Raw genomic sequence first — 25632 nt, forward strand, 5'->3', positions numbered from 1 at the left:
TATCCAATTCAAAAATAGATTCAACTTAATTCCTGATGCTTAAACTTCAACAAATCCCGACGTTCTTTTTTATTCGGGCGGCGTTCGGGGTGAGGCATAGAAAGAGCGTTGTTTTTTCTTGCCCATGCCGTTTCTTCCCGTTTTTTCATACTTTGATTCGTTTCACGATAAAGCAACTGTGCTTCGGGCGCGCCACGGCGTTGATCGCTTAACGCCAAGATTTCAACTTCTTTCTCTTCATTGCCTTGACGTAATTTTAAGATAGCACCTACTTCTACAATTTTGCTGACTTTTGCCCGTTGTCCGTTGTAATGTACTTTTCCCCCTTCAATCATAGCTTTAGCAAGACTGCGGGTTTTATAAAAACGGGCAGCCCATAGCCATTTATCAAGGCGAACGTCTTTTTCTTCCATTTGCGATTTCTCTTTGCTCAATTTATGATACAGTTTGTGCCCATAGTATCACAAAATAAAGGAAAACCGATGTTATCAGACACTCAAAAACCATTACCCCAAATTCTTTCCACCCGTACTGTTGCAAAATCACAATTATTTGAAATTCAGGCTGTGGATTTAGCATTTGGCAATGGTGAAAAGCGAACCTATGAACGCTTTAAACCGGGTGCTCATCAGGCGGTGATGATGGTGCCGATTGACGGTGATGAGCTTTTAATGATTCGGGAATATGCTGTGGGTACGGAACGTTATGAGTTGGGGTTTCCTAAGGGGGGCGTAGATGTGGGGGAAACGCTGGAGGAAGCGGCTAATCGCGAATTGAAAGAAGAAATTGGCGTTGGGGCAAAGTACATTTATTTTTTACGCACGGTCATTACCAGTCCAAGTTATATGCGTAACCCAATGCATATTTTTATTGTGCGGGATTTCTACCCTTGCAAGCTCGAAGGGGATGAACCCGAACCCTTAGAATTGGTTCGTTTTCCTTTGAATAAATTAGATGAATTAATTGCTAATCCCGATTTCAATGAAGCGAGAAATTTGACCGCACTTTATGCGTTGAGAGATTATTTGAACTGCCAAAGATAATAAGATATTAATAATTTTTCCAATAAAGAGCGTATTTATTAAATATTTTCTAATTTAATTGCATAAATGTTCAAATAATTCTTGAGTTTTTTGCTGTTTCTTGGGAAAGTGAGGGGCTTTTTATTTAACCTAGGGAAAAATTATGCCTCATTCAAATTTAAAAGAACTCACGTTTCGTGGGATAATTCTCGGGGCGTTAATTACGGTGATTTTCACCGCATCTAACGTCTATTTGGGATTAAAAGTCGGAATGACTTTTGCCTCTTCCATTCCTGCCGCTGTGATTTCTATGGCGGTGTTAAAATTCTTTAAAGATTCCAGTATCTTAGAAAATAACATGGTGCAAACCCAGGCTTCTGCTGCCGGCACTTTATCTTCTGTTATCTTCGTTTTACCGGGTTTGTTAATGATGGGTTACTGGAACGATTTTCCATTTTGGCAAACCATGTTAATTTGCGCTTCCGGTGGAACATTAGGCGTATTATTTACAATTCCACTACGTCGCGCGATGGTCGTGAATAGTGATTTACCTTATCCTGAAGGCGTGGCCGCTGCTGAAATTTTAAAGGCGGGAAATCATGATAAAGGTGATACAGGAGTAAAGGACATTGCTTATGGTGGTTTATTAGCCGGTGTTGTCGCATTTTTAACCAATGGTTTACGTGTCATGGCGGATGGTGCGAGTGCATGGATTCAAACTAGTAAAGCCGCTTTCCAATTACCAATGGGATTCTCTCTTGCATTATTGGGTGCAGGTTATTTGATTGGTATTGTAGGCGGTATCGCTATGTTGGTTGGTTTGGTGCTGACTTGGGGAGTAGCGGTTCCGTTCTTTACCATGTCAGGTGATATGCCGACAGATATGGGATTAATCGACTTTGCCATGAGTACATGGAAAACCAAAGTTCGCTTTATTGGTGTAGGGACGATCGGTATTGCCGCAATCTGGACATTATTGGTTTTAATGAAACCTATGGTAGAAGGCATGGTGCATTCGTTCCGTATGTTGAAAAGCGGTCAATCAGAATCGGAGCATCGTATTGATATTGATCTCTCACCAAAAACCATGATTTATATCCTTATTGCTACTGTGGTATTGATCGTAATTTCATTACATCACTTTATTGCGGCAGCACCTATTTCACCGGAGCTTTCTATTTTATTGGTGGTGGTTTGTACTTTCTTAGCGGTATTTATCGGCTTTTTTGTGGCTGCCGCTTCCGGTTATATGGCTGGGTTAGTGGGGTCATCATCGAGTCCGATTTCCGGTATCGGGATTATTTCAGTGATTGTGATTTCTCTCGCATTGGTTTCTATTGGTAATGCTACGGGACTATTTGAAACGGCAGATGGTCAGAAATTTTTAACCGCACTGACGCTCTTTACCGCATCTATTGTCCTCACCACCGCGACGATTTCTAACGATAACTTACAGGATTTAAAAACCGGTTTATTAGTTGAAGCCACGCCGTGGCGTCAGCAAGTGGCATTGATTATCGGCTGTTTTGTCGGTGCATTGGTGATTGCGCCGGTATTGGAAATTTTATATCACGCTTACGGTTTCAGCGGTGCGTTGCCACGTCCTGATATGGATCCAACCCAAGCACTTTCCGCGCCACAAGCTACGATTATGACGACGATCTCGCAAGGTATTTTTACTAATAAATTAGAATGGACGTATATCTTAACCGGCGTAGGTTTAGGTGCGGTGTTAATTATTATTGATGCCTTCTTGAAAAAAGTGAGTAATAAAACCTTTGCATTACCGGTATTAGCGGTAGGGATTGGTATTTATTTACCGCCGTCTATTAATACACCGATTGTTGTTGGGGCATTCTTAGCCTGGTTCATTAATCGCCATATTGCAAACTATGCGGCACGCACCGGCGATAAACAAATCTCGGCTAAAGCAGAACGTTTTGGTACGCTTTTCTCGGCAGGATTGATCGTGGGTGAAAGTCTCATGGGAGTGATTCTCGCCTTTGTTATTGCGGCTTCCGTCACATCCGGCGGTTCTGAAGCACCATTGGCGCTTAACCTTGAAAATTGGGGTAGCATTAGTGAAATATTAGGTTTAACGGTATTTATTGCCGGGATCATTATTTTTGCTTCTCGTGTATTACGTGCGAAAAAATCTGATTAATCCTTAAAATTCCTTTAAAATAGGCTATCTTTTCCGATAGCCTATTTTTTATGAAACCTTATCTTAAAGCATTAATTTTATTTCCTCTCCTTTCACAAGGATTGGTGACCGCACTATTTTGGTTGTTAGGAGCGGATTTAGAGCCGACACCATTTAGTCGATATTTTACGGTTGCATTTTTCCTTGCGACTATTCCGGCTTTTCTGATTGCCCTAGTTGCCGCAAGGTTTCGCTATATTCGTCATAATATTGCAGCCATCGTATTATGTTCATCATTGATTAGTGTTTTTTATTGTAATATCGCCTCCTATTTCTATTCATTGTTTATGAGCGAGCAGGGCGCTTCATTTTGGCAATGGCTTACCGAAGGCGGTTTAACATTAGGAATATTAAGCGCTTGCGGTATGGTATTTTATGCCTTATTTGTATTGCCATGGCTATTGCCTAAAACAAAATCATCATGATGATAATCAAAAATTTTGTAGGGAGGTTTTATGTTGCCACTCAATGAACATTTACTGAATCAAGTTCTATTGATTGCTTACCAAGCCGGTAAGCATCTACAACGTTTTTATCAGCAGCATATTGATGTACAAATTAAAGAAGATAATACACCGGTCACCGAAGCGGATCTTTTCGTCAGTCAATTTTTAACGGAAAAACTGACCGCACTTTTCCCCCAAACGCCGGTGCTTTCCGAAGAAAACTGCCATATTCCTTTTGAGGAACGCCAAACCTGGAAAGAATATTGGCTCATCGATCCTCTCGATGGCACGCAACAATTTATTAATCGCACCGAGCAATTTTCCGTTTTAATCACTCTAGTCCGTAACAATAAACCCGTGTTAAGCGTTATCCATGCACCGATTTTATCTCTCACTTATTATGCGATGGAGGATTTTGGTGCGTTTAAAAAACAGGGTGAACAAGTCAAAAAATTGGCTAAAAACACCACAGATTTTAACCGCACTTCTTGTTCCCCAATATTACGCATTGCAGTGGGAGCAACGACCTCGCAGGAAAAAGTGCGGTCAATTTTACCGAAAGATTTGCCTTGTGAATTTGTTGTGATGGGGTCGAGCAGTTTAAAAAGCGGTTTAGTGGCGGAAGGTATTGTAGATTGCTATGTCCGTTTGGGGCAAACCGGCGAATGGGATACAGCAGGGGCGGAAGTGTTATTGGGGGAAACGAACGGGCAAATTTTTGATCCGCAATTTGCACCGTTGACGTACAACCAACGTGAAACCTTAATTAATCCAGCTTTTGTGATGGTGGCGGATAAATCAATAAATTGGACATCTATCTTTCGATTTAATTGATTGGTTAGAGGAGGAATTTTCGTTAGAATAGCCCGTCATTTCACTCGGTATTTTTATAAGGATAATTATGCAAACTGAGAACAGCTGTATCGTCATTTTTGGCGCATCCGGTGATTTAACCCACCGAAAACTCATTCCGGCTCTTTATAATCTTTTCAAAATCGGAAGATTGGGTGAGAACTTTTCTGTGCTTGGGGTGGCGCGTTCGGAACTTAATGATGAAACTTTCCGTACAAAAATGCGTGAAGCTTTAATCAAGAATGAAGATACCACACCTGAAACCCTTGATGAATTTTGCCATCATCTTTATTACCAAGCCGTCAATACGGCAGATGCCGATGATTATGGCAAATTAGTCCCTCGTTTGGACGAATTACACGATAAATATCAAACTTGCGGCAATACGCTCTATTATATGTCCACCCCGCCAAGTCTTTACGGCGTGATTCCCGAATGTTTGGCGGCACATGGCTTAAATACAGAAGAATATGGCTGGAAACGTATTATCGTAGAAAAGCCTTTTGGTTACGATGAAAAAACCGCACAAGTGTTGGATGTGCAAATTCACCGTTTCTTTGAAGAACATCAAATCTACCGTATCGACCATTATCTTGGTAAAGAAACCGTGCAAAACTTGCTCGTATTGCGTTTTTCTAACGGCTGGTTTGAACCCCTTTGGAATCGTAATTTTATTGATTACGTGGAAATCACGGGTGCTGAATCCATTGGTGTTGAAGAGCGGGGCGGCTATTATGATGGTTCCGGTGCAATGCGGGATATGTTCCAAAATCACTTATTGCAAGTGCTTGCGATGGTGGCAATGGAACCACCGGCAATCATTAATGCGGACTCAATGCGTGATGAAGTGGCAAAGGTGATGCACTGTTTACGCCCACTCACACAAGAAGATGTGGAGCATAATTTAGTGCTTGGGCAATATTCTGCCGGTGAAGTGAATGGCAACATAGTGAAAGGGTATTTAGAAGAAAAAGGTGTACCGGCAGATTCACACACGGAAACTTATATGGCACTGCGTTGTGAAATCGAAAACTGGCGTTGGGCCGGAGTGCCTTTCTATGTGCGTACGGGTAAACGTTTACCTGCTCGTGTGACTGAAATTGTGATTCATTTTAAAACGACACCACATCCGGTATTCAGTCAAAATGCACCGGAAAATAAACTCATTATCCGTATTCAACCGGATGAAGGCATTTCAATGCGTTTTGGTTTGAAAAAACCGGGTGCAGGCTTTGAAGCCAAAGAAGTATCAATGGATTTCCGCTATGCGGATCTTGCCGGCGCACAAGTCTTGACTGCCTATGAGCGTTTATTGCTAGATGCGATGAAAGGTGATGCAACCCTATTCGCCCGTACGGATGCCGTTCATGCCGCATGGAAATTCGTTCAACCAATTTTGGATTACAAAGCCAACGGTGGACGGATTCATGAATACGAAGCCGGTACTTGGGGACCGGTAGCAGCGGATAAACTCATTGCCAGACAAGGCAAGGTATGGCGTAAACCGAGTGGATTGATGAAGAAAAAGGTATAATTGATGAACACAATAATCTTTGATACAGTCCAACAAGCGGTTGAAAAAATTGCACAAGAATTAAAAATATATAGTGAACAACAACGCCCGATTCATATTTCATTATCAGGCGGAAGCACGCCAAAATTATTATTTAAAACTTTAGCTGAACCGCCTTACAATACGGAAGTTCATTGGGAAAATCTGCATTTCTGGTGGGGGGATGAGCGAATGGTTTCACCACAAGATCCTGAAAGTAATTATGGTGAAGTGAAAAAATTGTTATTCGATCATATTCAAATACCCACTGAGAATATTCACCGAATTTGTGGTGAAAATGAACCGCACTTTGAGCTGGAACGTTTTCAAGAGGAACTAAGTACGGTCATTCCTAACGGTGTTTTTGATTGGATTATTTTAGGTATGGGCATGGACGGACACACGGCTTCGCTATTTCCACATCAAACCAATTTTGAGAATAAAAATCTTGCAGTTATTGCAAAACATCCGGAAAGCGGGCAAATCCGAATTTCCAAAACCGCAAAAATGATCGAACAGGCAAAACGCGTCACTTATCTTGTGACAGGTGAAGGAAAAGCGGGCATTTTAAAAGAAATCCAAACGACACCGGCTGAAAATCTACCTTATCCGGCAGCGAAAATTAAAGCTAAAAACGGCGTAACGGAGTGGTATTTGGATAAAGCGGCGGCAGCATTGTTATAGTGGAAATTTTAGCCCATATTTTGACCGCACTTGTGGCGCTGGAACATTTTTACATTCTCTATTTAGAAATGTTCGCTATTGAGGGAAAACGTGCCAAACGCATTTTCGGTTTAACGGGTGAGTTTATCGCCCAGCAAAAAGTGAAGGTGATGTTTGCCAACCAAGGGCTATACAATGGCTTTCTGGCAGCAGGAATTATTTTCGGTTATGTGAAACCAAATAGCAGTGATTTATTTCTTTTTAGTTTGTGTGGTAATTGCCGCAATTTTTGGCTCAATTACCGCTAATAAGGGCATTTTTGTAAAGCAAGGGTTGCCGGCGGTGTTAGCGCTGGTTTTGCAGATTGCAGTGCAGTTTTCATTATAGGAGGAAATAAATGAAAAAATGGTTGCTATTGTTTACATTATTACCGATTAGTGTTTTTGCTTCATCGATTAAGGGCATTAATGAAGATTACCAAGATTGGGATTTAGTTTGTGATAATACCGGCACTTGTTATATGTCAGGTTATCAATCAGATGATTGGGATGATATGCCCGTTTCGGTTTTATTTACCCGTCCGGCAGGGGAAAATGCAAAGGTGTCAGGGAAATTATCTTTTTTGGCATACGATCAGGAAAAAGAGAAGAACATTCCTATTGGTAAATTTGCCGAAATTTTGATAAATGGGCAATCTTTAGGAAAAATGCAAAAAGAAAATGTTGATGATATTCACACCGAATATTCTCTCACGGACACCCAAATAACGACACTACTTAACGCATTGAAAAAAGATACCGAAATTCAGATTATTTCCGGTGAGTTTAAAGGTAAATTATCGGATAAAGGTGCGGCAGCGGCAATGTTGCGTATGGATGAATTTCAGCAGAGATTAAATACGCCTTCAGCCCTGATACGCAAGGGAAATAGCACAAAACCGGTGTTAGCCCCACGCCCAGCGCCTAAAATTACGGCTATAGCTATTCCAAACCGTCAAGAATATATCCTGAAAAAGGGAACAAAACAATTTGATGAAGTAATGGCACTTTTACGTCAAGCTAATGGCACGGATGAATAATCCGATGGCTATTGTCCTGTTTTGCATCAGGATGATAATTGGCTTGATGGGATTACCATTTACCCGCTGACTAATAGTAAGGTATTGGCAGAATCTCTTTGTTGGATGGGCGCTTATCAAGAGGGAGCTTATTATGCGGTGATGGATGATAAATTAACCCGAGTCGAACAGCAATTAGCCCATCAATATAATGAAGTCTTTTATGATGAACAGAAAGATTTTTTAACCGTTAATGGATCTTATAAAGGTCGTGGAATTGGTGATTGCTGGTTTGGTCAGAAGGCAGTTTGGAATGGCAAAATTTTTATCCGCACTTCAAAGTGGACAAGCGGATTATGTAAAGGTGTTGGCGGTGGCTTTTGGCATTTACCAATATTCGAGAGTGAGGTTGTGGTGGAGTAAGTATGAGATATCATATCTTTACAAGGAGAAAAAATGGATCGTACATTAATTGTTTTTGATATGGATACCCATTGTTTGGAAGAAAACTATCATAATTCCAGTTGGCGTAATGCTTATTCGGATATTCAACGTATTTTAAAAAAACATGGTTTTAGCAATATTCAAGGAACGGTTTATTTGAGCGATATAGGTATTAAGCAAGCTCATGGCACGCTTGCGTTGCAAGAGGTCGCCGCAAGATTTGAATGGTTTTATCACTGCGCTTCCAATATTCAGTTTTACGAATTAAAAGATGATTTTAATGCGCAATTTATTGTAGAAGGTGTGCAACGAGCACGGGAAGCCTTTAATCGTTCACTTGATGGATTACGTCAAGAACTATTACAAGCAGGATTATCTGCTGATAAAGTGGAAGAAATTGTGGGAAAACGTCAATTTTCTTTACAACAAATTTCTGAAAAGGATTTATTACAAAATAATCCAAAACACTAAGTTTATACTCAATCGGTGTAACTCATAAATTGCACCTCACCAGCAGGAGAAAAAAATGTCACAAAAAGGCGATATCGGCGTTATTGGACTCGCCGTAATGGGTCAGAACCTCATTTTAAATATGAATGACCACGGATTTAAAGTGGTGGCGTATAACCGCACTACATCTAAAGTGGACGAGTTTTTGCAAGGGGCGGCGCAAGGAACGAACATTATTGGGGCATATTCCCTGGAAGATTTAGCGTCTAAATTGGAAAAACCGCGCAAAGTGATGTTAATGGTGCGTGCGGGCGAAGTGGTGGATCAATTTATTGATGCATTATTACCGCACTTAGAAGAAGGCGATATTATTATTGATGGTGGTAATTCCAATTATCCGGATACCAATCGTCGTGTAGAAGCATTGCGAGAAAAAGGGATCCGTTTTATTGGTACGGGTGTTTCCGGTGGTGAAGAAGGGGCAAGACACGGACCTTCCGTTATGCCGGGTGGTAACGAAGAAGCATGGCAATTTGTGAAACCGATTTTACAAGGCATTGCCGCTAAAACAGAACAAGGTGAACCTTGCTGCGATTGGGTGGGTAAAGATGGTGCGGGCCATTTTGTCAAAATGGTGCATAACGGTATTGAATACGGCGATATGCAATTAATTTGTGAAGCCTACCAATTCTTAAAAGAAGGCGTGGGATTATCCGACGATGAATTGGAAGCGACTTTTAATGAGTGGCGCAAAACCGAATTAGACAGTTATTTAATCGATATCACGGCGGATATTTTAGGCTATAAAGATACTGACGGCACACGTTTAGTGGATAAAATTTTAGACACGGCAGGGCAAAAAGGTACCGGAAAATGGACGGGAATTAATGCCCTTGATTTCGGTATTCCATTGACCTTAATTACCGAATCGGTCTTTGCCCGTTGTGTCTCTGCGTTTAAAGATCAACGTGTGGCGGCAAGCCAATTATTCCATAAAACGATCGGAAAAGTAGAGGGTGATAAAAAAGTCTGGATTGAGGCCGTGCGTAAAGCATTATTGGCGTCTAAAATCATTTCTTACGCACAAGGTTTTATGCTGATTCGCGAAGCGTCGGAAAACTTTAATTGGAATATCAATTACGGCAACACTGCTTTGTTATGGCGTGAAGGTTGTATTATCCGCAGCCGTTTCTTAGGTAACATTCGCGATGCTTATGAAGCCAATCCGGATTTGATTTTCTTAGGCTCAGACGCTTATTTCAAAGGCATTTTAGAAAATGCAATGAGCGACTGGCGCAAAGTAGTGGCAAAATCCGTTGAGGCAGGAATTCCAATGCCATGTATGGCATCAGCGATCACCTTCTTAGACGGTTACACGTCTGCCCGTTTGCCGGCTAATTTATTACAAGCTCAACGGGATTATTTTGGTGCGCATACTTATGAACGCACTGATAAACCACGTGGTGAGTTTTTCCATACTAACTGGACAGGGCGTGGCGGTAACACAGCCTCTACAACCTATGATGTGTAATAGGTAAAATCTAGGATAAATTGACCGCACTTTAAGCAAAGTGCGGTTTCTTTTTACATTATTTTGGAGAGAAAAATGTTATCTCAAACACGTTTAGCGCAATTAGCCGAAATGGAAAGTATTCTGAACGAAGCCAATGAATTTTTAGGAGAGGTTGAGACGTTTCTTGAAAAATGGCAAGCCTTTTTACCGAAAATGAAACGTTTGGAACATTATTATTTTAACGGCGATTGGCTTGCAGATTCTGAAGCCTATGAAAAAGGTGAGATTCCGGAAACTCAGCCTTGTGGCGTGCTTTCAGAAGATCTTGTCTATAATGCTAGTGCGGAGCAACAACATCTTGCTATCGAATATTTAAAAGTAATCACCGAAATTTTAGATCAAAGAAATCGTTAATTATGATGTAAGATTCTCTCTCAAAATGAACTTTTATTCAGTGGTATCAGTCTTATAAGGTGCTATCACGATGGATAGTTTTTAATTTTATACGGAGCGATTTTATGAAATTAATAACAAAATCATTGGTTATTGGTATGACAGTTATTTCATTAGCAGCTTGTAGTAATATGAGCCGCACTCAACAAAATACGGCTGTCGGTGCAGCAATTGGCGGTGCCGCCGGTTATATGATTAAAGGTAATACCGCAACAACATTGGGTGGTGCCGCATTAGGTGGTTTAATCGGTAGTCAAGTAGGCAAATAAAGAGAGATTATCGACCGTACTTTGTTTTCTTTACTAAAAGAATGTTCAAAGTGCGGTTATTTTTTTCAAAATTTTCCGGTATTATGTGTAGCAAATGCACAAAAACAGAAATTTTAACAGAACGTAGGGAGACACTGCGTGTGTCCGTTATAAAAATCAAATTATTTCAATAGGTTAAAATTTGGACACACGCGGTGTGTCCCTACAAGAGAAAAAACAACTTTGTGCAACTGCTACATAATATTGAAATTTTCCTATAAATAATCAAGGCAATTTCTGTTTTAACGTAGTAAACTAGAGCGGTGAAAACCCCTAGGAGATGACGATGAAACCTTACCTTATTGCCCCTTCCATTCTTTCAGCCGATCTTGCTCGTCTTGGCGATGATGTTCAAAATGTGCTTAATGCCGGTGCAGATCTGATTCATTTTGATGTGATGGACAATCATTATGTGCCAAATTTGACTTTTGGGCCCGCTATTTGTCAGGCTTTACGTGATTACGGTATTACCGCACCGATTGACGTGCATTTGATGGTGAAACCTGTGGATCGGATTATCCCTGATTTTGCCAAAGCCGGGGCGAATTATATTACTTTCCATCCGGAAAGTTCCGAGCATATTGACCGCTCTTTACAGTTGATTCGTGATCATGGTTGTAAATCGGGGTTGGTGTTTAATCCTGCAACACCACTAAGTTATTTGGATTATGTGATGGATAAGGTGGACGTGATTTTACTTATGTCTGTGAATCCGGGATTCGGTGGACAATCCTTCATTCCTGCCACATTGAAAAAGCTACAACAGGCACGAAAAATGATAGATGACAGCGGTTTTGATATTCGTTTAGAAGTGGATGGCGGTGTAAAAGTGAATAATATTGCGGAAATTGCCGCTGCCGGTGCGGATATGTTTGTGGCGGGCTCGGCAATTTTTGATCAACCGGATTATAAACAAGTGATTGATCAAATGAGACATCAACTCGCGGCTATCCAAGGATAGAATTTATCTTGGATTTCCTCATTTTGTAGTATGGAGAAGAGAGCGTTAATGAAAACACAGTTTAAACTCATTGGTTTTGATTTAGACGGCACGTTAGTCAATAGCTTACCGGATTTAGCTTTATCTGTAAATTCGGCATTGGCAGAATTTGGTTTGCCACAAGCTCCGGAAGCCCTTGTTTTAACTTGGATTGGTAACGGTGCGCCGGTATTGATTGCTCGAGCATTGGATTGGGCAAAAGAACAAACCGGTAAAACATTAAGTGAAGCGGATGTAGAAAAATTGAAAGATCGCTTTAGTTATTATTATGGCGAAAATCTTTGCAATGTGAGCCGATTATATCCGAATGTAAAAGAAACCTTGGAAGCATTAAAAGCGAAAGGTTATACGTTAGCGGTGGTTACCAATAAACCGACTAAACACGTTCAACCGGTGTTGTCGGCATTTGGCATTGATCATCTATTTAGCGAAATGTTGGGCGGACAATCTTTACCTGCAATTAAACCGCATCCGGGACCGCTTTATTATTTGTGTGGTAAATTTGGAGTTGAGCCTCGACAAGTATTATTTGTGGGGGATTCTAAAAACGATATTATCGCAGCACATGCTGCCGGTTGTGCTGTTGTCGGATTAACCTACGGTTATAATTACAATATTCCAATTAGCGAATCGAATCCGGATTGGGTATTTGATGATTTTGGTCAATTATTAAAGATTCTTTAATTTTTCCTAAAAGTGCGGCGAAAAACGACCGCACTTTATGTCCTAATTAACCCGATTCCCTTGAATTCATCAAACCCATCCCCATATTATCCCAAATTGTTGAAATAGAATTAGAGAGAAGATATGAACGCCAAAAGAACACAACGCACGATGCCCGTACTACCGTTACGTGATGTCGTGGTTTTCCCCTATATGGTGATGCCGCTTTTTGTGGGGCGTGCAAAATCCATTAATGCCCTTGAAGAAGCGATGAATGAAAATAAACAGCTTCTCTTGGTTTCACAAAAACAGGCGGATTTAGAAGAACCGAGTGTTGATGATGTGTTTGATGTGGGCACCATTGCCAATATTATCCAGCTTTTAAAATTGCCTGACGGCACAGTAAAAGTACTTGTCGAGGGGCAGCAACGGGCAAAAATCAATCATCTCGAAGAAGGGGAGCAATTTTTCTCTGCAGAAATCACTCCGATTGATACTGTCCGAGGTGATGAAAAAGAATTAGAGATCGTCAAAAATGCGGTATTGTCCGAATTTGAAAATTACCTGACCTTAAATAAAAAAGTGCCGGCTGATGTGTTAGGCGCTCTACAACGTATTGATGATACGGATCGCCTTGCAGATACCATGGCGGCGCATTTGCCGGTGAGTGTTCGGCATAAACAAAGTGTGTTGGAACTGGCTGATGTGCAAGCACGTTTGGAATATTTGCTAGGGATGATGGAGTCGGAGGCGGATATTCTACAAGTAGAAAAACGCATTCGTGGTCGTGTCAAAAAACAAATGGAAAAAAGCCAACGTAACTATTATTTGAGCGAGCAAATTAAAGCGATTCGCAAAGAAATGGACGATGGCGAAAATGAAGATACCATTGATGAAGTGGAACAACTTCGTCAAAAAGTGGATGCCGCAGGAATGCCGGCAGAAGTGCGTGAGAAAGTGGAAAGCGAACTGCAAAAGCTCAAAATGATGTCGGCAATGTCAGCAGAAGCCACCGTGGTGCGTAGCTATATTGAATGGATGCTCCAAGTACCATGGCATCAACGCACGAAAGTGAAAAAAGATATTACCAAAGCACAACAAGTTTTAGATGCCGATCATTATGGCTTGGATCGGGTGAAAGAACGCATTTTAGAATATCTTGCGGTGCAAGCGCGCCTCAATAAAATTAAGGGGCCGATTCTTTGCTTGGTTGGACCGCCGGGAGTGGGGAAAACTTCTCTTGGTCAGTCGATTGCCAATGCAACCGGTCGAAAATACGTGAGAATGGCGCTGGGTGGCGTGCGTGATGAAGCGGAAATTCGTGGTCATCGCAAAACCTACATCGGTGCATTACCGGGCAAGCTCATTCAAAAAATGGCAAAAGTCGGGGTGAAAAATCCATTATTCTTGCTTGATGAGATCGATAAAATGGCATCGGATATGCGGGGTGATCCGGCTTCTGCCTTATTAGAAGTGCTTGATCCTGAACAAAACACCACATTTAACGATCATTATTTAGAAGTAGATTATGATCTTTCTGATGTGATGTTTGTGGCGACATCAAACTCCATGAATATCCCGGGACCGTTACTTGATCGTATGGAAGTGATTCGCCTTTCTGGTTACACGGAAGATGAAAAACTCAATATTGCTATGCGTCATTTGTTACAAAAACAAATTGAGCGTAATGGCTTGAAGAAAGGTGAATTAGTGGTGGAAGAAAGTGCCATTTTGGATATTATCCGCTATTACACCAGAGAAGCCGGTGTGCGCAATTTAGAACGTGAAATTTCCAAAATTTGCCGTAAAGCGGTGAAAAATTTATTAGCGGCTCCTAAACTGAAATCCATTACGGTAAATGCCGATAATTTAAAAGATTATCTTGGCGTGAAACGTTTTGAGTTTGGCAAAGCGGATACGCAAAACCGAGTAGGTGAAGTGACAGGTTTGGCGTGGACGGAAGTCGGTGGCGATTTACTTACCATTGAAACCGCATCTGTGGTGGGCAAGGGTAAATTAACTTTTACCGGTTCCCTTGGTGATGTGATGAAGGAATCCATTCAAGCGGCAATGACAGTGGTGCGTTCACGTGCCGATAAACTGGGCATTAACCCTGAGTTCCACGAAAAACGCGATATTCACATTCACGTGCCGGACGGTGCAACACCGAAAGACGGGCCAAGTGCGGGTATCGCAATGTGTACCGCTCTTGTGTCTTGTTTGACAGGCAATCCGGTGCGTGCGGATGTGGCAATGACAGGGGAAATCAGCTTACGCGGTAAAGTGCTGCCAATCGGCGGTTTAAAAGAAAAACTTTTGGCGGCGCACCGTGGCGGTATTAAAACCGTATTAATCCCGAAAGATAACGTAAAAGATTTGGAAGAAATTCCGGATAACGTGAAAGAAAACCTCACCATTCATGCAGTGGAAACTATTGATGAAGTATTAAGTTTGGCATTAGAAAATCCACCGGAAGGCGTGGAGTTTGTCAAGGTGGAAGCCAAACCCAAAACACCACGTCGTAAAGCCGTCACGAAAACAACAAGAGCGGTCAATTAATTGAGTATTTTTTAGGGCTTGCGGAAACAAGCCCTTTTTTATCGCTTTAAATTCTGATTTTTTGGCAATTCAAACAAAGGTTAAAAAAATGTAATGCTGTTGTTTTTGAAATGAAATTTTTGTTTTGGTATTTGGTAAAAATGTGCGAATATGAAGTTCATTATTTAACCAATCCAAAAGGATGTGCATATGTCATCAACAGTTTCTCAAAAAAACAGCCGAATTCGGCATTTTTTAAAAGGGGTGGAATGGCTTGGAAATTTACTGCCGCACCCTATTATTTTATTTATGTTGATGTGCGGTATTTTGATCGTACTTTCAGCCATTTTGCATTACTTTGGTGTAAGTGTTTTGGATCCTCGCCCGAATCACTCCGGTGACATTATCGTGAAAAATCTGCTTAGCCAAGAAGGACTGGCTTATATGGTCAGCAGTTTGGTTAAAAACTTCACAGATTTTGCGCCACTTGGTACTGTTTTAGTGGCAATGCTCGGAGTATCTATTGCCGAGTCTTCCGGTATGATTTCTGCGGCGCTGAGAGGGTTAGTTGTTGGCGCACCGAAAAAACTGGTGACTTTCACTATTGTATTTGCCGGTGTTATTTCAAATACAGCGGCTGAACTTGGTTATGTGGTACTAATTCCTCTTGCTGCAATGATTTTTCATGCACTTGGTCGTCATCCGCTTGCTGGGCTTGCAGCTGCATTTGCCGGTGTTTCCGGCGGATATAGCGCTAATTTGTTATTAGGTACGGTAGATCCGCTTTTATCGGGAATTACGCAAGAGGCTGCCCGTTTAATTGCTCCAAATTATGTCGTCGGACCTGAAGCAAACTGGTATTTTATGTTTGTTAGTACATTTTTAGTGAGCATTTTGGGCTATTTGGTCACAGAAAAAATCGTTGAACCTCAGTTAGGAAATTATGATCCCCAAGCAGCGGATGATCCTTCAATTCTTAAACATAAAGTGGAAAAATTGGCACCTAATGAGAAAAAGGGCTTGATGTGGGCTGGCATAGCAATGTTAATTTTTTCCTTACTACTTGCCTGGACCATTGTTCCCGAAGACGGCATTTTGCGTAATACCAAAACAGGGCTTGTAGCGGGTTCCCCTTTCTTACATGGTATTGTAGTCTTTATTTTTATCTTTTTTGCCATTCCCGGTTATATCTATGGACGAGTCACCGGTTCAATGAGATCTTCTCAAGATATCGTAAAATCAATGTCGCAGGGTATGGCTTCAATGGGGATGTACATCGTACTGGTATTCTTTGCGGCACAGTTTGTAGCGTTTTTTAAGTGGACAAATTTAGGTTCAATTGTTGCGGTAAAAGGGGCTAATTTACTTATTAATCTTGGCTTAACAGGACCTGTGCTTTTTGTCGGTTTTATCTTAGTTTGTGCATTTATCAATTTGATGATTTCCTCCGCGTCAGCACAATGGGCATTAACTGCGCCTATTTTTGTACCAATGCTGATGTTGGTTGGTTATGCGCCGGAAGTGATTCAGGCAGCATATCGTATTGGTGATTCAACAACGAATATTATCACGCCGATGATGAGTTATTTTGGCTTGATTATGGCTGTGGCGGTTCGTTACAAAAAAGATACGGGAGTGGGTACGTTAATGGCGATGATGATTCCTTATTCATTTATTTTTATCGTCGGTTGGGTAACGCTTTTCTACCTCTGGGTTTTTGTGTTTGGTTTACCGGTCGGGCCAGGCTCATTTACTTATTTTTCAACGCCATAACTCAGCGGCATATTGAAATTACTATCGATAATAAGGCTCTTAATACAGAGCCTATTATTTTCCTAATAAAACATTCCTCTGTCTCTAACTGATTCAAAATTAAAGCGATAACCAAAAGAGCAATCCTTTAAAAATTTTTCCGTTGTATTTTATAATGGCATAAAATATCTTCTGAATTATTAATTATCATGCTTAGACTTCCTCCACTTTCTCTTTATATCCATATTCCTTGGTGTGTACAGAAATGCCCCTATTGCGATTTTAATTCCCATGCTCGGAAAAGTGATATTCCCGAACAAGAGTATATTCACCATTTGCTACAGGATTTGAAAGCGGATTTAGCACGTTTTCAGGAAAGTATTCAGGATCGGGAACTACATTCTATTTTTATCGGTGGCGGCACGCCGAGTTTGTTTTCAGCGGATAGTATTGCTTATTTGTTAAGTGAAATAAAAAAATATATTTCTTTTCAAGATAATATCGAAATTACTTTGGAAGCCAATCCCGGTACAGTGGAGGCAGAGCGGTTTAAGGGATATGTAACGGCTGGGGTTACCCGTATTTCTATGGGAATTCAAAGTTTTAATGATGACAAATTGCAACGCTTAGGGCGAATTCACAACGTGCGGGAAGCCAAAAGAGCGGTCGGTTTAGCGAAAGTTTCCGGTCTCAAAAGTTTCAACTTGGATTTAATGCACGGCTTGCCGAATCAAACCCTTGCCGAAGCCTTAGATGATTTACGCCAAGCCATTGAGCTGGCACCGCCGCATATTTCTTGGTATCAACTGACTATTGAACCCAATACGATGTTTGCTTATCGCCCGCCGAAATTGCCGGATGAAGACAAACTTTGGACTATTTTTGAGCAAGGCCATCAACTTCTCACTGCGGCAGGCTATCAACAGTATGAAACTTCCGCTTATGCCAAACCGGGTTTTCAATGCCGACATAATTTGAATTATTGGCGTTTTGGTGATTATTTGGCGATTGGTTGTGGGGCGCACGGAAAATTAACTTTTTCAAACGGCGGGATTCGGCGTTTTTCTAAAACCAAGCATCCTCGGGGATATTTGCGGGGTGAGTATCTTTATGAAGAAAAAAACGTCCCTGAAATTGACCGCCCTTTTGAATTCTTTATGAACCGTTTTCGTTTATTGGAACCTGTACCGAAAAGGGAATTTGAATACTATACCGGATTACCGCAAAGTGCGGTCAAAAACCAGATTGATTTTGCCCTTAAACAGAACTACATCATAGAAACCGAAGCATATTGGCAGATTACCGAACACGGCAAATTGTTTTTAAATGAATTACTCACACTATTTCTAGCGGAAGACTAATTAGTGTTATTTTTTTCATAATGACTTATCAAAATTTGCACTTGTTTATTTAATGCGTGCATATTAAAGTAACGCAATCGTTTACTTTTTAAAAGAAAGAGCAGAATAATGAATCAATTAGAAATGAAAAAATTGGCGGCAAAAGCAGCCTTACAGTATGTGAAAGCGGATACGATTGTCGGAGTGGGTAGCGGTTCTACCGTAAACTGCTTTATTGAAGCCTTAGGAGCGATGAAAGATCAAATTAAAGGCGCTGTGGCAGCATCGAAAACGTCGGAAGAGTTGCTACGCAAACAAGGCATTGAAGTCTTTAGCGCAAATGAGGTTTCAGGATTGGATATTTATGTGGATGGCGCAGATGAAATTAATCCACAAAAAATGATGATTAAGGGCGGTGGTGCGGCACTTACCCGGGAAAAAATTGTGGCGGCATTGGCGAAAAAATTTATTTGCATTGTCGATGAAAGTAAGCAAGTCGATGTGTTAGGTTCAACTTTCCCATTGCCTGTGGAAGTCATTCCAATGGCACGCTCGCAGGTGGGGAGAAAATTAGTCGCACTTGGCGGTGCGCCGGAATATCGTGAAGGTGTGGTGACAGATAACGGTAATGTGATTTTAGATGTGCATAATTTTGCGATGTTAAATCCGCTAGAAATGGAAAAAGAATTAAATAATATTGCCGGTGTGGTAACAAATGGTATTTTTGCCCTACGTGGCGCAGATATTGTGATTGTCGGTACGCCTGAAGGTGCAAAAATTATCGAATAATTTATAGAAATAAATGTAAGGAAGGCAAATATGACAAATAAAGTTTCACTCGACAAATCAAAAATCAAATTTGTATTGCTGGAGGGCGTGCACCAAAGTGCGCTGGATACGCTGCATGCGGCGGGTTATACCAATATTGATTATTACAAAAAAGCCCTTGATGGTGATGAACTAAAAGCAGCGATTAAGGACGCGCATTTTATCGGTTTGCGTTCGCGTACGCATTTAACCGAGGCAATGATTGATGCCGCACCAAAACTTATTGCTATCGGTTGCTTTTGTATTGGTACCAATCAGGTTGATCTTAATGCGGCAAAAGCGCGGGGTATTCCGGTATTTAATGCGCCATTCTCAAATACCCGTTCGGTTGCTGAATTGGTTTTAGGTGAGATTTTGCTTTTGATGCGTAATGTTCCGCAAGCCAATGCGGAAGTACATCGCGGTATATGGAATAAATCCGCCACCGGTTCGCACGAAGTTCGGGGTAAAAAATTAGGCATCGTCGGTTATGGTCATATCGGTTCTCAATTAAGTATTATTGCCGAATCCTTAGGGATGGACGTGCATTTCTATGATATTGAAAATAAATTGCCGCTCGGTAATGCGAAACAAGTGCGTAGTTTAGAAGAATTGCTTGGTTCTTGTGATGTGATTTCTTTACATGTGCCGGAGTTACCTTCGACCCGTAATTTAATGAGTGCGGAACGTATTGCACAACTGAAACAAGGGGCTATTTTAATCAATGCGGCACGCGGTTCGGTCGTCGATATTGATGCCCTTGCCCACGCCTTAAAAGTGGGCAAAATTCATGGGGCGGCTATTGATGTGTTCCCGGTTGAACCGGCTTCAATCAATGAAGAGTTTGTCTCGCCATTACGTGAATTTGATAATGTGATTTTAACGCCGCATATTGGCGGATCAACGGCAGAGGCACAGGAAAATATTGGTTTTGAAGTGGCGGGAAAATTTGTGAAATATTCCGATAACGGTTCAACATTATCCTCGGTGAATTTTCCGGAAGTCTCCTTGCCGGAACACGCAGGCACCAAACGTTTATTGCATATTCACGAAAATCGTCCGGGCGTATTGAACAAGCTTAACCAAATTTTTGTGGAAGCCAATATTAATATCGCCGCACAATACTTACAAACCGATCCTAAAATTGGTTATGTCGTGGTGGATGTGGAAACCGAAAATGCAGAACCGTTATTGGTTAAATTGCGTGAAATTGATGGCACAATCCGTGCGCGCGTGCTGTATTAGATATTGAGATGAAAGTGCGGTTAATTTTAACCGCACTTTTTTTATCAAATTAAAGAATGTGTTGATATTGCTCTAACATTTCTTTTGGCCATACGCTCGATTGAACCTCACCAATATGTTTCTTACGTAATAAGAACATGGCTAAACGTGATTGACCGATTCCGCCACCAATTGAGAGAGGTAATTTTCCATCTAGCAACTCTTGATGCCAATCCATTTTTAAACAATCTTCTTTGCCGCTTAACGCTACCTGCAAACGAAGTGCGGATTCATCGACACGAATTCCCATGGAGGAAAGTTCAAATGCCGTATTAAGTTGCTCGTTCCAGACAAGAATGTCACCATTTAAACCTTTGTAGCCATTTTCGGATTCTGTTGTCCAGTCGTCATAATCCGGTGCGCGCCCATCATGTGGCTTGCCATCAGATAATTTACCACCGATACCAATTAAAAATACCGCCCCGTATTCTTTACAGATTGCGTTTTCCCGTTCTTTGCTGGTAAGGTTCGGATAACGCTTTACCAAATCTTCACTATGCACAAAGGTAATTTGTTTTGGCAAAATTGAAGGAATGTCAAAACGAGCTTCCACCGAAAGTTCTGTTAAACGAATGGCACGATAAATAGAATTGACGGTTTCTTTTAAGTAAGTAAGGTTACGTCGGCCGGCAGGAATTACTTTTTCCCAGTCCCATTGATCAACATAAACAGAATGGGTTGGATCTAAAGAGTCTTCATCGGGACGCAAAGCCTTCATATGAACAAACAGCCCTTCTCCTTCTTTAAAGTGAAAACGGGCAAGAGTATGGCGTTTCCATTTTGACAAAGAGTGAACCACTTCATATACGGCATTTGGAATACATTTCACATTTACTTGAACGGCTTTTTCAATACCTGACAAGTTATCTTGCATTCCGTTGCCCACTTCACTAAGAATTGGCCCTTGAACCTCAATAATACCGAGTTGTTCAATTAGGTTTTGAGTAAAGGTATTTTTAACAAAACTAATTTCTTGTTGCTGTAAAATAAATGTTTTCTTCATATTTTCCGCCTGTTATTTAACAATAAGTAAAATTTTGCGTATTATTCAATAAATCATAATTATTTTTCAAGTATTTTGTTTACATTTCAAATAACTTTGAATAATATCTAATTAATTTGTAGTTTATTAGAATAATTCTAAAGGAGGCTGTTTTATGCACAATATTGATAATCTCGATCAACAAATTCTCCGCGTATTGACTAAAGATGCGCGCACGCCCTATGCAGAAATGGCAAAAAATTTTGGTGTCAGCCCTGGCACAATCCATGTCCGTGTAGAAAAAATGCGACAATCCGGCATTATTGAAGGCACCAAAGTGATTATTGACGAACGGAAACTCGGCTATGACGTATGCTGCTTTATCGGGATCATTTTAAAAAGTGCGAAGGATTATGAGAAAGTGATTAAAAAGCTGGAAACCTTTGATGAAGTAGTAGAAGCCTATTATACAACGGGAAATTACTCAATTTTCATCAAAGTCATGACCCACACCATTGCTGAATTACATTCTGTTCTCGCCACGAAAATTCAATTAATTGATGAAATTCAATCTACCGAAACACTGATTTCAATGCAAAACCCTATTTTGAGGGATATTAAGCCTTGACTTTATTTACTTGGTGGACGTTTACCATTTCTAATGGACTATGCTGGCTACTTGGTTTCTTTTATTTATGAGGAAAATTTGTTTGGTGCTAAGAGCATTCATTCAGCATTGCGAACAGAATATTATATTGGGCAACGATTCCATCAAGTTCTTTTTATTGGCAAAGTTGTACCAACTTAAGGCAATTAGCTATTTCTCAATCTACTCTGCATTCTCTGTCACCAAGATTTAGTTTGCACGATATATCGTGCAATGCTAAAAATTGAGTCTCTAGCAACTTTCTCCTACATTGTAATCAATACTTAAACTTATGGAGAAAAATACAATGCCGAAAGAAATTGCCCTAATGTTAATGAGCCACGGAAATTTTGCTAAGGCTGCAATAGAAAGTGCGGAGTTAATTGTAGGGAAACAAACTAACTTCGATACCTTATCAGTATTTACCGTAGATAATGTAGCTCATTTAAAACAAGAGCTACAAGAAAGAATTGACGCATTAGATACACAATCGGGGATTATCTTTTTAACCGATATTCTCGGTGGTACCCCTATGAATTTGGCCTCTCACTTACTCACGAAAGAAAACATCTTGGTCTGTTGTGGCTTAAATTTACCACTATTGTTAGATGTACTCATGAATCGTGATTTGCCATTTGATGAAATGAAATCACTCATTAAAAACGCCTATCAAAACGGATTAACCATTCGAGATTTCAATGACCTACAAAAACAGGAGGATGAAGATGATTTGCTTTAGTCGTATTGATGATCGCTTGATTCACGGCCAAGTCGTCACAACTTGGGTCAATCTATTCAAAGTGGAACAAATTGTGGTGCTAAACGATAAATTAGCGATAGATCAAACCCAAAAAAATATTTTGACCATGGCAGCACCGCAAGGTATCAAAGTCGTCGTACTTACGATTGAAAAATTTGCAGAAATTTATCAAACAAAAGGACTCAGCAGACGCACAATGTTGTTGTTCACTAACAGCATTGATGTGTTATCAACCGTCAATGCCGGCGTTCCTATTAATGAACTAAATGTTGGCGGAATGCGTTTTCAAGAGGGGAGAACTCAATTAACCAAAGCTTTATCGGTGACTAACGAAGAGCGTTCTGCTTTCCAACAACTGTTGGATAAAGAGGTTACGGTTACTATTCAAATGGTACCGAACGATGAAAAAATCAACTTGACGGAGGTGATTAAATGATAGCTGCACTTTTCGTTGCATTATGGGCGGGCATTTGTGCAATTGACGATATTGGTACGCAAATGATTAGACGACCACTATTGATCGCAACAGTTGTCGGCTTGATTATGGGCGACTTACAAACCGCACTTTTAATTGGTGCAACTTTAGAAGTGATGTGGATGGGGGTAGGCAATGTTGGAGCTTATTCTGCACCGGATATGATTTCAGGCACCGCAATTGGCACCGCATTAGGGATTGCCGCCGGAGGTACGGAAGCAGCTATCGCTCTTGCCGTTCCAACGTCGTTACTTGCTCAGCAGCTCTTGATTTTATACCGTTCCGGCATTGTGGCTCTAAATCCAATTGCAGAACGTTGGGTAGAAGAAGGGGATTTCGATAAGATTTTTCGGATTCAATATATTCCGATGATAATCGCTTTCTTGATTCGAGCTGTACCTACCTTTTTAGCCGTCTATTTCGGTGCGGATTTAATTGCACAAATCGTGGCGCAATTACCGGATAAAATCATTACCGGTTTGAATGTTGCCGGCAAAATCATTCCCTCTATAGGCATTGGTTTACTCATGTTAATGATGTTGAAAAAAGCAGAACTTTGGCTTTTCTTAGTCGCGGGTTTTACGTTAGCCGTTTACCTTAAATTATCCGTCTTGCCGATTACTCTGATCGCTTTACCGTTAGCATTAATTTATGACTTAGCAATTCATAAAAATACTCAAGCGATAGTTTCTAATCAAAATACTAATGATGAGGATTATGATCTATGACCGAACAAACGTCACACCAAATTACGAAACAAGATTTAAACAAAGTCTTCTGGCGAATGCAGTTACTCAATGTCACCAACAATTATCAATCTATGCAGGCAATCGGTTTTCTATCAAGTTTCATCCCTGTTTTAAAACGGCTCTATCAAGACAAGCCTAAAGAACAGAAAGTAGAGGCAATGAAGCGTCACCTAAAATTCTTTAATAGCCATGTCAATTCAGATGCGCTGATTCTAGGTATTGCCGCAGCGGTGGAAGAGTCCACCCAAGAAAGTGAAAAAGAAACGGTCACTGCAATAAAAACCGGTTTAATGGGACCGCTAGCAGGATTAGGCGACAGTATTTTGAAATTCACTTGGTTACCTATCTGTGGCAGTATCGGTGCAGCACTAGCACTAAATGGTAGCGTATTAGGCCCAATTTTAATGTTCCTGCTTTACAATATTGTGAATGTTGCGTCTAAATATTACGGCATCCATTATGGTTACCATAAAGGTATGGATATGATTAACGGTAACAGCAATGTTTTACAACGAGTCAGCAATATGGCGAATGTTGTGGGGCTAATGGTGATTGGCGCTTTAATCGCTTCGGTTGTGAGGGTGAAATTCGGTGTCGAATTTAGTGTCGGTGAAAATACGATCAAACTCCAAGAAATGTTTGATAAAGTGATGCCCGGTTTGTTCAGTTTATTAGTGACGGTGGGGATTTATTCAATACTGAAGAAAACCAATGGTAAATATGCCGCCACATTAATTATCGGCACAATGCTACTCTGTATCGCCCTCGTATATTTGGGAGTATTAGTAAAATGACGGCAAATTTACAACAGCAAGCCCAATTACGAACCCTCTCCATAGAAGGAATGAATAACTTTCGTGATATGGGTGGGTATCTCACACGGGATCATCGAAAAGTCAAATGGCAACGGCTTTATCGTTCCGATCATTTATACAATACGAGCGAAAATGGGATAGCAATGTTAAAACCACTCAACATTCAGGCGGTAATTGACTATCGTAGCCCCAATGAAATTGCCAAATACCCCAATAAGATTATTGGAACGGAGCAAATTTACCAATTTGATCCCAATGCCCATACGGCAGAATTGGCAGCACAATTCACCTCATCAAAGGAAAACGAAGATGAAAATTTAGTGAATAAAATCATTGAGCAGAAACAAAACGGTAGTTTGGTACATTATGATGATATTGTGATGAGGCAATACAAAAATTTTGTGGAAAAGCCGGAATGCCAACAGGCTTTTGCTTCAATGTTAAAAGTTGCCGCTAATCTGAAAGGTGGCGCTTTTATACAGCATTGTCGTGGAGGGAAAGATCGCACCGGTTTTGGGGCAATGTTACTGTTAGGGGTTTTAGGAGTCGATAAGAATCAAATAATTGATGATTATATGCTGACCCATATCAATCGCTTAGAACGCAATCGACAGAAAATGGCGGTTTATCGTCAAATCACTCAAGATCAAGAAGTATTGAATTATCTTTACTCGCTCATTGATACCAAACCTGAGTTTATTGAAATATCGATCAATACCATTGAGCGACAATATGGTTCAATTCAATACTATGCCGAACAACAGCTTGGTATCAGTCGTGCGGAAATCCTTCAATTACAAGCGGATTATCTTGAATAATCGGGCAATATCTTCTCAAAGTGCGGTCAATTTTGCCGAT

At 40.7% G+C, this 25632-nt stretch carries 26 protein-coding genes and 2 pseudogenes; 26 read left to right on the forward strand and 2 right to left on the reverse strand.

The genetic code is table 11. From position 1 onward, the window contains the following. Positions 1-20 precede the first annotated feature (20 nt). Entirely contained in the window at positions 21-413 is a 393-nt protein-coding gene (hslR, locus tag BKK47_RS03985; protein ID WP_077493615.1) for a ribosome-associated heat shock protein Hsp15, read from the reverse strand. A 69-nt stretch (positions 414-482) separates the two neighbouring features. Between hslR and nudE the strand changes: the two genes are divergently transcribed. The 19 genes and pseudogenes from nudE to serA all read left to right on the forward strand — a co-directional run bounded on the left by nudE (position 483) and on the right by serA (position 20308). After that, the gene (gene nudE / locus BKK47_RS03990; RefSeq protein ID WP_077493616.1) at positions 483-1043 is read left to right on the forward strand and encodes an ADP compounds hydrolase NudE; all 561 of its coding nucleotides are present in this window, start codon (positions 483-485) and stop codon (positions 1041-1043) included. A gap of 142 nt (positions 1044-1185) precedes the next feature. After that, positions 1186-3186, forward strand: a complete 2001-nt coding sequence (locus BKK47_RS03995; protein WP_077493617.1) for an OPT family oligopeptide transporter — start codon at positions 1186-1188, stop codon at positions 3184-3186. Between the two features lie 50 nt (positions 3187-3236). After that, positions 3237-3650, forward strand: a complete 414-nt coding sequence (locus BKK47_RS04000; RefSeq protein ID WP_077493618.1) for a hypothetical protein — start codon at positions 3237-3239, stop codon at positions 3648-3650. A 30-nt stretch (positions 3651-3680) separates the two neighbouring features. Further along, on the forward strand, positions 3681-4505 hold the full coding sequence (gene cysQ, locus BKK47_RS04005; protein WP_077493619.1) for a 3'(2'),5'-bisphosphate nucleotidase CysQ: 825 nt from the start codon (positions 3681-3683) through the stop codon (positions 4503-4505). A 67-nt stretch (positions 4506-4572) separates the two neighbouring features. After that, positions 4573-6057 (forward strand): glucose-6-phosphate dehydrogenase, encoded by a 1485-nt coding sequence (gene zwf / locus BKK47_RS04010; protein WP_077493620.1) that lies wholly within the window; start codon positions 4573-4575, stop codon positions 6055-6057. A gap of 3 nt (positions 6058-6060) precedes the next feature. Further along, positions 6061-6759: a 6-phosphogluconolactonase gene (gene pgl / locus BKK47_RS04015; protein WP_077493621.1), complete on the forward strand. Its 699-nt coding sequence runs from the start codon at positions 6061-6063 to the stop codon at positions 6757-6759. Between the two features lie 68 nt (positions 6760-6827). Continuing rightward, positions 6828-7125: pseudogene (locus BKK47_RS04020) on the forward strand (DUF1304 domain-containing protein). Positions 7126-7135: 10 nt separating this feature from the next. Next, positions 7136-8218 (forward strand): annotated as a pseudogene (locus tag BKK47_RS04025) (DUF1176 domain-containing protein). Between the two features lie 33 nt (positions 8219-8251). Next, positions 8252-8710, forward strand: a complete 459-nt coding sequence (locus BKK47_RS04030) for a virulence factor (RefSeq protein WP_077493622.1) — start codon at positions 8252-8254, stop codon at positions 8708-8710. A 55-nt stretch (positions 8711-8765) separates the two neighbouring features. After that, entirely contained in the window at positions 8766-10220 is a 1455-nt protein-coding gene (gene gnd, locus BKK47_RS04035; RefSeq protein WP_077493623.1) for a decarboxylating NADP(+)-dependent phosphogluconate dehydrogenase, read from the forward strand. Between the two features lie 75 nt (positions 10221-10295). Continuing rightward, positions 10296-10616 (forward strand): DUF4298 domain-containing protein, encoded by a 321-nt coding sequence (locus BKK47_RS04040; RefSeq protein WP_077493624.1) that lies wholly within the window; start codon positions 10296-10298, stop codon positions 10614-10616. 104 nt (positions 10617-10720) lie between these two features. Further along, on the forward strand, positions 10721-10924 hold the full coding sequence (locus BKK47_RS04045; protein ID WP_077493625.1) for a glycine zipper 2TM domain-containing protein: 204 nt from the start codon (positions 10721-10723) through the stop codon (positions 10922-10924). Positions 10925-11249: 325 nt separating this feature from the next. After that, entirely contained in the window at positions 11250-11924 is a 675-nt protein-coding gene (rpe, locus tag BKK47_RS04050) for a ribulose-phosphate 3-epimerase (protein ID WP_077493626.1), read from the forward strand. Between the two features lie 48 nt (positions 11925-11972). Further along, positions 11973-12647, forward strand: a complete 675-nt coding sequence (locus BKK47_RS04055) for a phosphoglycolate phosphatase (protein ID WP_077493627.1) — start codon at positions 11973-11975, stop codon at positions 12645-12647. 123 nt (positions 12648-12770) lie between these two features. Continuing rightward, the gene (lon, locus tag BKK47_RS04060; protein WP_077493628.1) at positions 12771-15185 is read left to right on the forward strand and encodes an endopeptidase La; all 2415 of its coding nucleotides are present in this window, start codon (positions 12771-12773) and stop codon (positions 15183-15185) included. A 189-nt stretch (positions 15186-15374) separates the two neighbouring features. Continuing rightward, positions 15375-16937, forward strand: a complete 1563-nt coding sequence (locus tag BKK47_RS04065; RefSeq protein WP_077493629.1) for an AbgT family transporter — start codon at positions 15375-15377, stop codon at positions 16935-16937. 188 nt (positions 16938-17125) lie between these two features. Continuing rightward, positions 17126-18277 (forward strand): radical SAM family heme chaperone HemW, encoded by a 1152-nt coding sequence (gene hemW / locus BKK47_RS04070; RefSeq protein WP_077493630.1) that lies wholly within the window; start codon positions 17126-17128, stop codon positions 18275-18277. A 108-nt stretch (positions 18278-18385) separates the two neighbouring features. Next, complete coding sequence (gene rpiA / locus BKK47_RS04075) at positions 18386-19045, forward strand: ribose-5-phosphate isomerase RpiA (RefSeq protein WP_077493631.1); 660 nt, start codon at positions 18386-18388, stop codon at positions 19043-19045. Positions 19046-19075: 30 nt separating this feature from the next. Beyond that, entirely contained in the window at positions 19076-20308 is a 1233-nt protein-coding gene (gene serA / locus BKK47_RS04080) for a phosphoglycerate dehydrogenase (protein WP_077493632.1), read from the forward strand. A 49-nt stretch (positions 20309-20357) separates the two neighbouring features. On the opposite strand, the gene asnA is transcribed toward serA, so the two are convergent. After that, a complete protein-coding gene (asnA, locus tag BKK47_RS04085; RefSeq protein ID WP_077493633.1) occupies positions 20358-21350 on the reverse strand; it encodes an aspartate--ammonia ligase in 993 nt (330 codons plus the stop codon). A gap of 154 nt (positions 21351-21504) precedes the next feature. Between asnA and asnC the strand changes: the two genes are divergently transcribed. From asnC to BKK47_RS04115, 7 genes are all read left to right on the forward strand, one after another. Next, on the forward strand, positions 21505-21957 hold the full coding sequence (gene asnC, locus BKK47_RS04090) for a transcriptional regulator AsnC (RefSeq protein WP_018356952.1): 453 nt from the start codon (positions 21505-21507) through the stop codon (positions 21955-21957). 33 nt (positions 21958-21990) lie between these two features. Next, entirely contained in the window at positions 21991-22137 is a 147-nt protein-coding gene (locus tag BKK47_RS12420) for a hypothetical protein (RefSeq protein ID WP_158074747.1), read from the forward strand. Positions 22138-22267: 130 nt separating this feature from the next. Further along, a complete protein-coding gene (locus BKK47_RS04095) occupies positions 22268-22714 on the forward strand; it encodes a PTS sugar transporter subunit IIA (RefSeq protein WP_244149106.1) in 447 nt (148 codons plus the stop codon). Then, positions 22701-23171: a PTS sugar transporter subunit IIB gene (locus BKK47_RS04100; RefSeq protein WP_059366059.1), complete on the forward strand. Its 471-nt coding sequence runs from the start codon at positions 22701-22703 to the stop codon at positions 23169-23171. The genes BKK47_RS04095 and BKK47_RS04100 overlap by 14 nt, the downstream gene beginning before the upstream one ends. Then, a complete protein-coding gene (locus tag BKK47_RS04105) occupies positions 23168-23938 on the forward strand; it encodes a PTS mannose/fructose/sorbose/N-acetylgalactosamine transporter subunit IIC (protein ID WP_077493635.1) in 771 nt (256 codons plus the stop codon). The genes BKK47_RS04100 and BKK47_RS04105 overlap by 4 nt, the downstream gene beginning before the upstream one ends. Continuing rightward, positions 23935-24753, forward strand: a complete 819-nt coding sequence (locus tag BKK47_RS04110) for a PTS system mannose/fructose/sorbose family transporter subunit IID (protein WP_077493636.1) — start codon at positions 23935-23937, stop codon at positions 24751-24753. Before BKK47_RS04105 ends, BKK47_RS04110 begins: the two co-directional genes overlap by 4 nt. Then, a complete protein-coding gene (locus BKK47_RS04115; protein WP_077493637.1) occupies positions 24750-25592 on the forward strand; it encodes a tyrosine-protein phosphatase in 843 nt (280 codons plus the stop codon). The genes BKK47_RS04110 and BKK47_RS04115 overlap by 4 nt, the downstream gene beginning before the upstream one ends. Positions 25593-25632 lie beyond the last annotated feature (40 nt).

This window comes from Rodentibacter mrazii, assembly GCF_001998825.1.
In the GTDB taxonomy this organism is placed as follows: Bacteria; Pseudomonadota; Gammaproteobacteria; order Enterobacterales; family Pasteurellaceae; genus Rodentibacter; species Rodentibacter mrazii.

What these genes read in the sequence shown, in the direction of transcription:
- hslR (WP_077493615.1), bottom strand. Translation starts at nt 413, where the DNA reads ATGGAAGAAAAAGACGTTCGCCTTGATAAATGGCTATGGGCTGCCCGT.
- nudE (WP_077493616.1), top strand. Translation starts at nt 483, where the DNA reads ATGTTATCAGACACTCAAAAACCATTACCCCAAATTCTTTCCACCCGT.
- BKK47_RS03995 (WP_077493617.1), top strand. Translation starts at nt 1,186, where the DNA reads ATGCCTCATTCAAATTTAAAAGAACTCACGTTTCGTGGGATAATTCTC.
- BKK47_RS04000 (WP_077493618.1), top strand. Translation starts at nt 3,237, where the DNA reads ATGAAACCTTATCTTAAAGCATTAATTTTATTTCCTCTCCTTTCACAA.
- cysQ (WP_077493619.1), top strand. Translation starts at nt 3,681, where the DNA reads ATGTTGCCACTCAATGAACATTTACTGAATCAAGTTCTATTGATTGCT.
- zwf (WP_077493620.1), top strand. Translation starts at nt 4,573, where the DNA reads ATGCAAACTGAGAACAGCTGTATCGTCATTTTTGGCGCATCCGGTGAT.
- pgl (WP_077493621.1), top strand. Translation starts at nt 6,061, where the DNA reads ATGAACACAATAATCTTTGATACAGTCCAACAAGCGGTTGAAAAAATT.
- BKK47_RS04030 (WP_077493622.1), top strand. Translation starts at nt 8,252, where the DNA reads ATGGATCGTACATTAATTGTTTTTGATATGGATACCCATTGTTTGGAA.
- gnd (WP_077493623.1), top strand. Translation starts at nt 8,766, where the DNA reads ATGTCACAAAAAGGCGATATCGGCGTTATTGGACTCGCCGTAATGGGT.
- BKK47_RS04040 (WP_077493624.1), top strand. Translation starts at nt 10,296, where the DNA reads ATGTTATCTCAAACACGTTTAGCGCAATTAGCCGAAATGGAAAGTATT.
- BKK47_RS04045 (WP_077493625.1), top strand. Translation starts at nt 10,721, where the DNA reads ATGAAATTAATAACAAAATCATTGGTTATTGGTATGACAGTTATTTCA.
- rpe (WP_077493626.1), top strand. Translation starts at nt 11,250, where the DNA reads ATGAAACCTTACCTTATTGCCCCTTCCATTCTTTCAGCCGATCTTGCT.
- BKK47_RS04055 (WP_077493627.1), top strand. Translation starts at nt 11,973, where the DNA reads ATGAAAACACAGTTTAAACTCATTGGTTTTGATTTAGACGGCACGTTA.
- lon (WP_077493628.1), top strand. Translation starts at nt 12,771, where the DNA reads ATGAACGCCAAAAGAACACAACGCACGATGCCCGTACTACCGTTACGT.
- BKK47_RS04065 (WP_077493629.1), top strand. Translation starts at nt 15,375, where the DNA reads ATGTCATCAACAGTTTCTCAAAAAAACAGCCGAATTCGGCATTTTTTA.
- hemW (WP_077493630.1), top strand. Translation starts at nt 17,126, where the DNA reads ATGCTTAGACTTCCTCCACTTTCTCTTTATATCCATATTCCTTGGTGT.
- rpiA (WP_077493631.1), top strand. Translation starts at nt 18,386, where the DNA reads ATGAATCAATTAGAAATGAAAAAATTGGCGGCAAAAGCAGCCTTACAG.
- serA (WP_077493632.1), top strand. Translation starts at nt 19,076, where the DNA reads ATGACAAATAAAGTTTCACTCGACAAATCAAAAATCAAATTTGTATTG.
- asnA (WP_077493633.1), bottom strand. Translation starts at nt 21,350, where the DNA reads ATGAAGAAAACATTTATTTTACAGCAACAAGAAATTAGTTTTGTTAAA.
- asnC (WP_018356952.1), top strand. Translation starts at nt 21,505, where the DNA reads ATGCACAATATTGATAATCTCGATCAACAAATTCTCCGCGTATTGACT.
- BKK47_RS12420 (WP_158074747.1), top strand. Translation starts at nt 21,991, where the DNA reads ATGGACTATGCTGGCTACTTGGTTTCTTTTATTTATGAGGAAAATTTG.
- BKK47_RS04095 (WP_244149106.1), top strand. Translation starts at nt 22,268, where the DNA reads ATGGAGAAAAATACAATGCCGAAAGAAATTGCCCTAATGTTAATGAGC.
- BKK47_RS04100 (WP_059366059.1), top strand. Translation starts at nt 22,701, where the DNA reads ATGATTTGCTTTAGTCGTATTGATGATCGCTTGATTCACGGCCAAGTC.
- BKK47_RS04105 (WP_077493635.1), top strand. Translation starts at nt 23,168, where the DNA reads ATGATAGCTGCACTTTTCGTTGCATTATGGGCGGGCATTTGTGCAATT.
- BKK47_RS04110 (WP_077493636.1), top strand. Translation starts at nt 23,935, where the DNA reads ATGACCGAACAAACGTCACACCAAATTACGAAACAAGATTTAAACAAA.
- BKK47_RS04115 (WP_077493637.1), top strand. Translation starts at nt 24,750, where the DNA reads ATGACGGCAAATTTACAACAGCAAGCCCAATTACGAACCCTCTCCATA.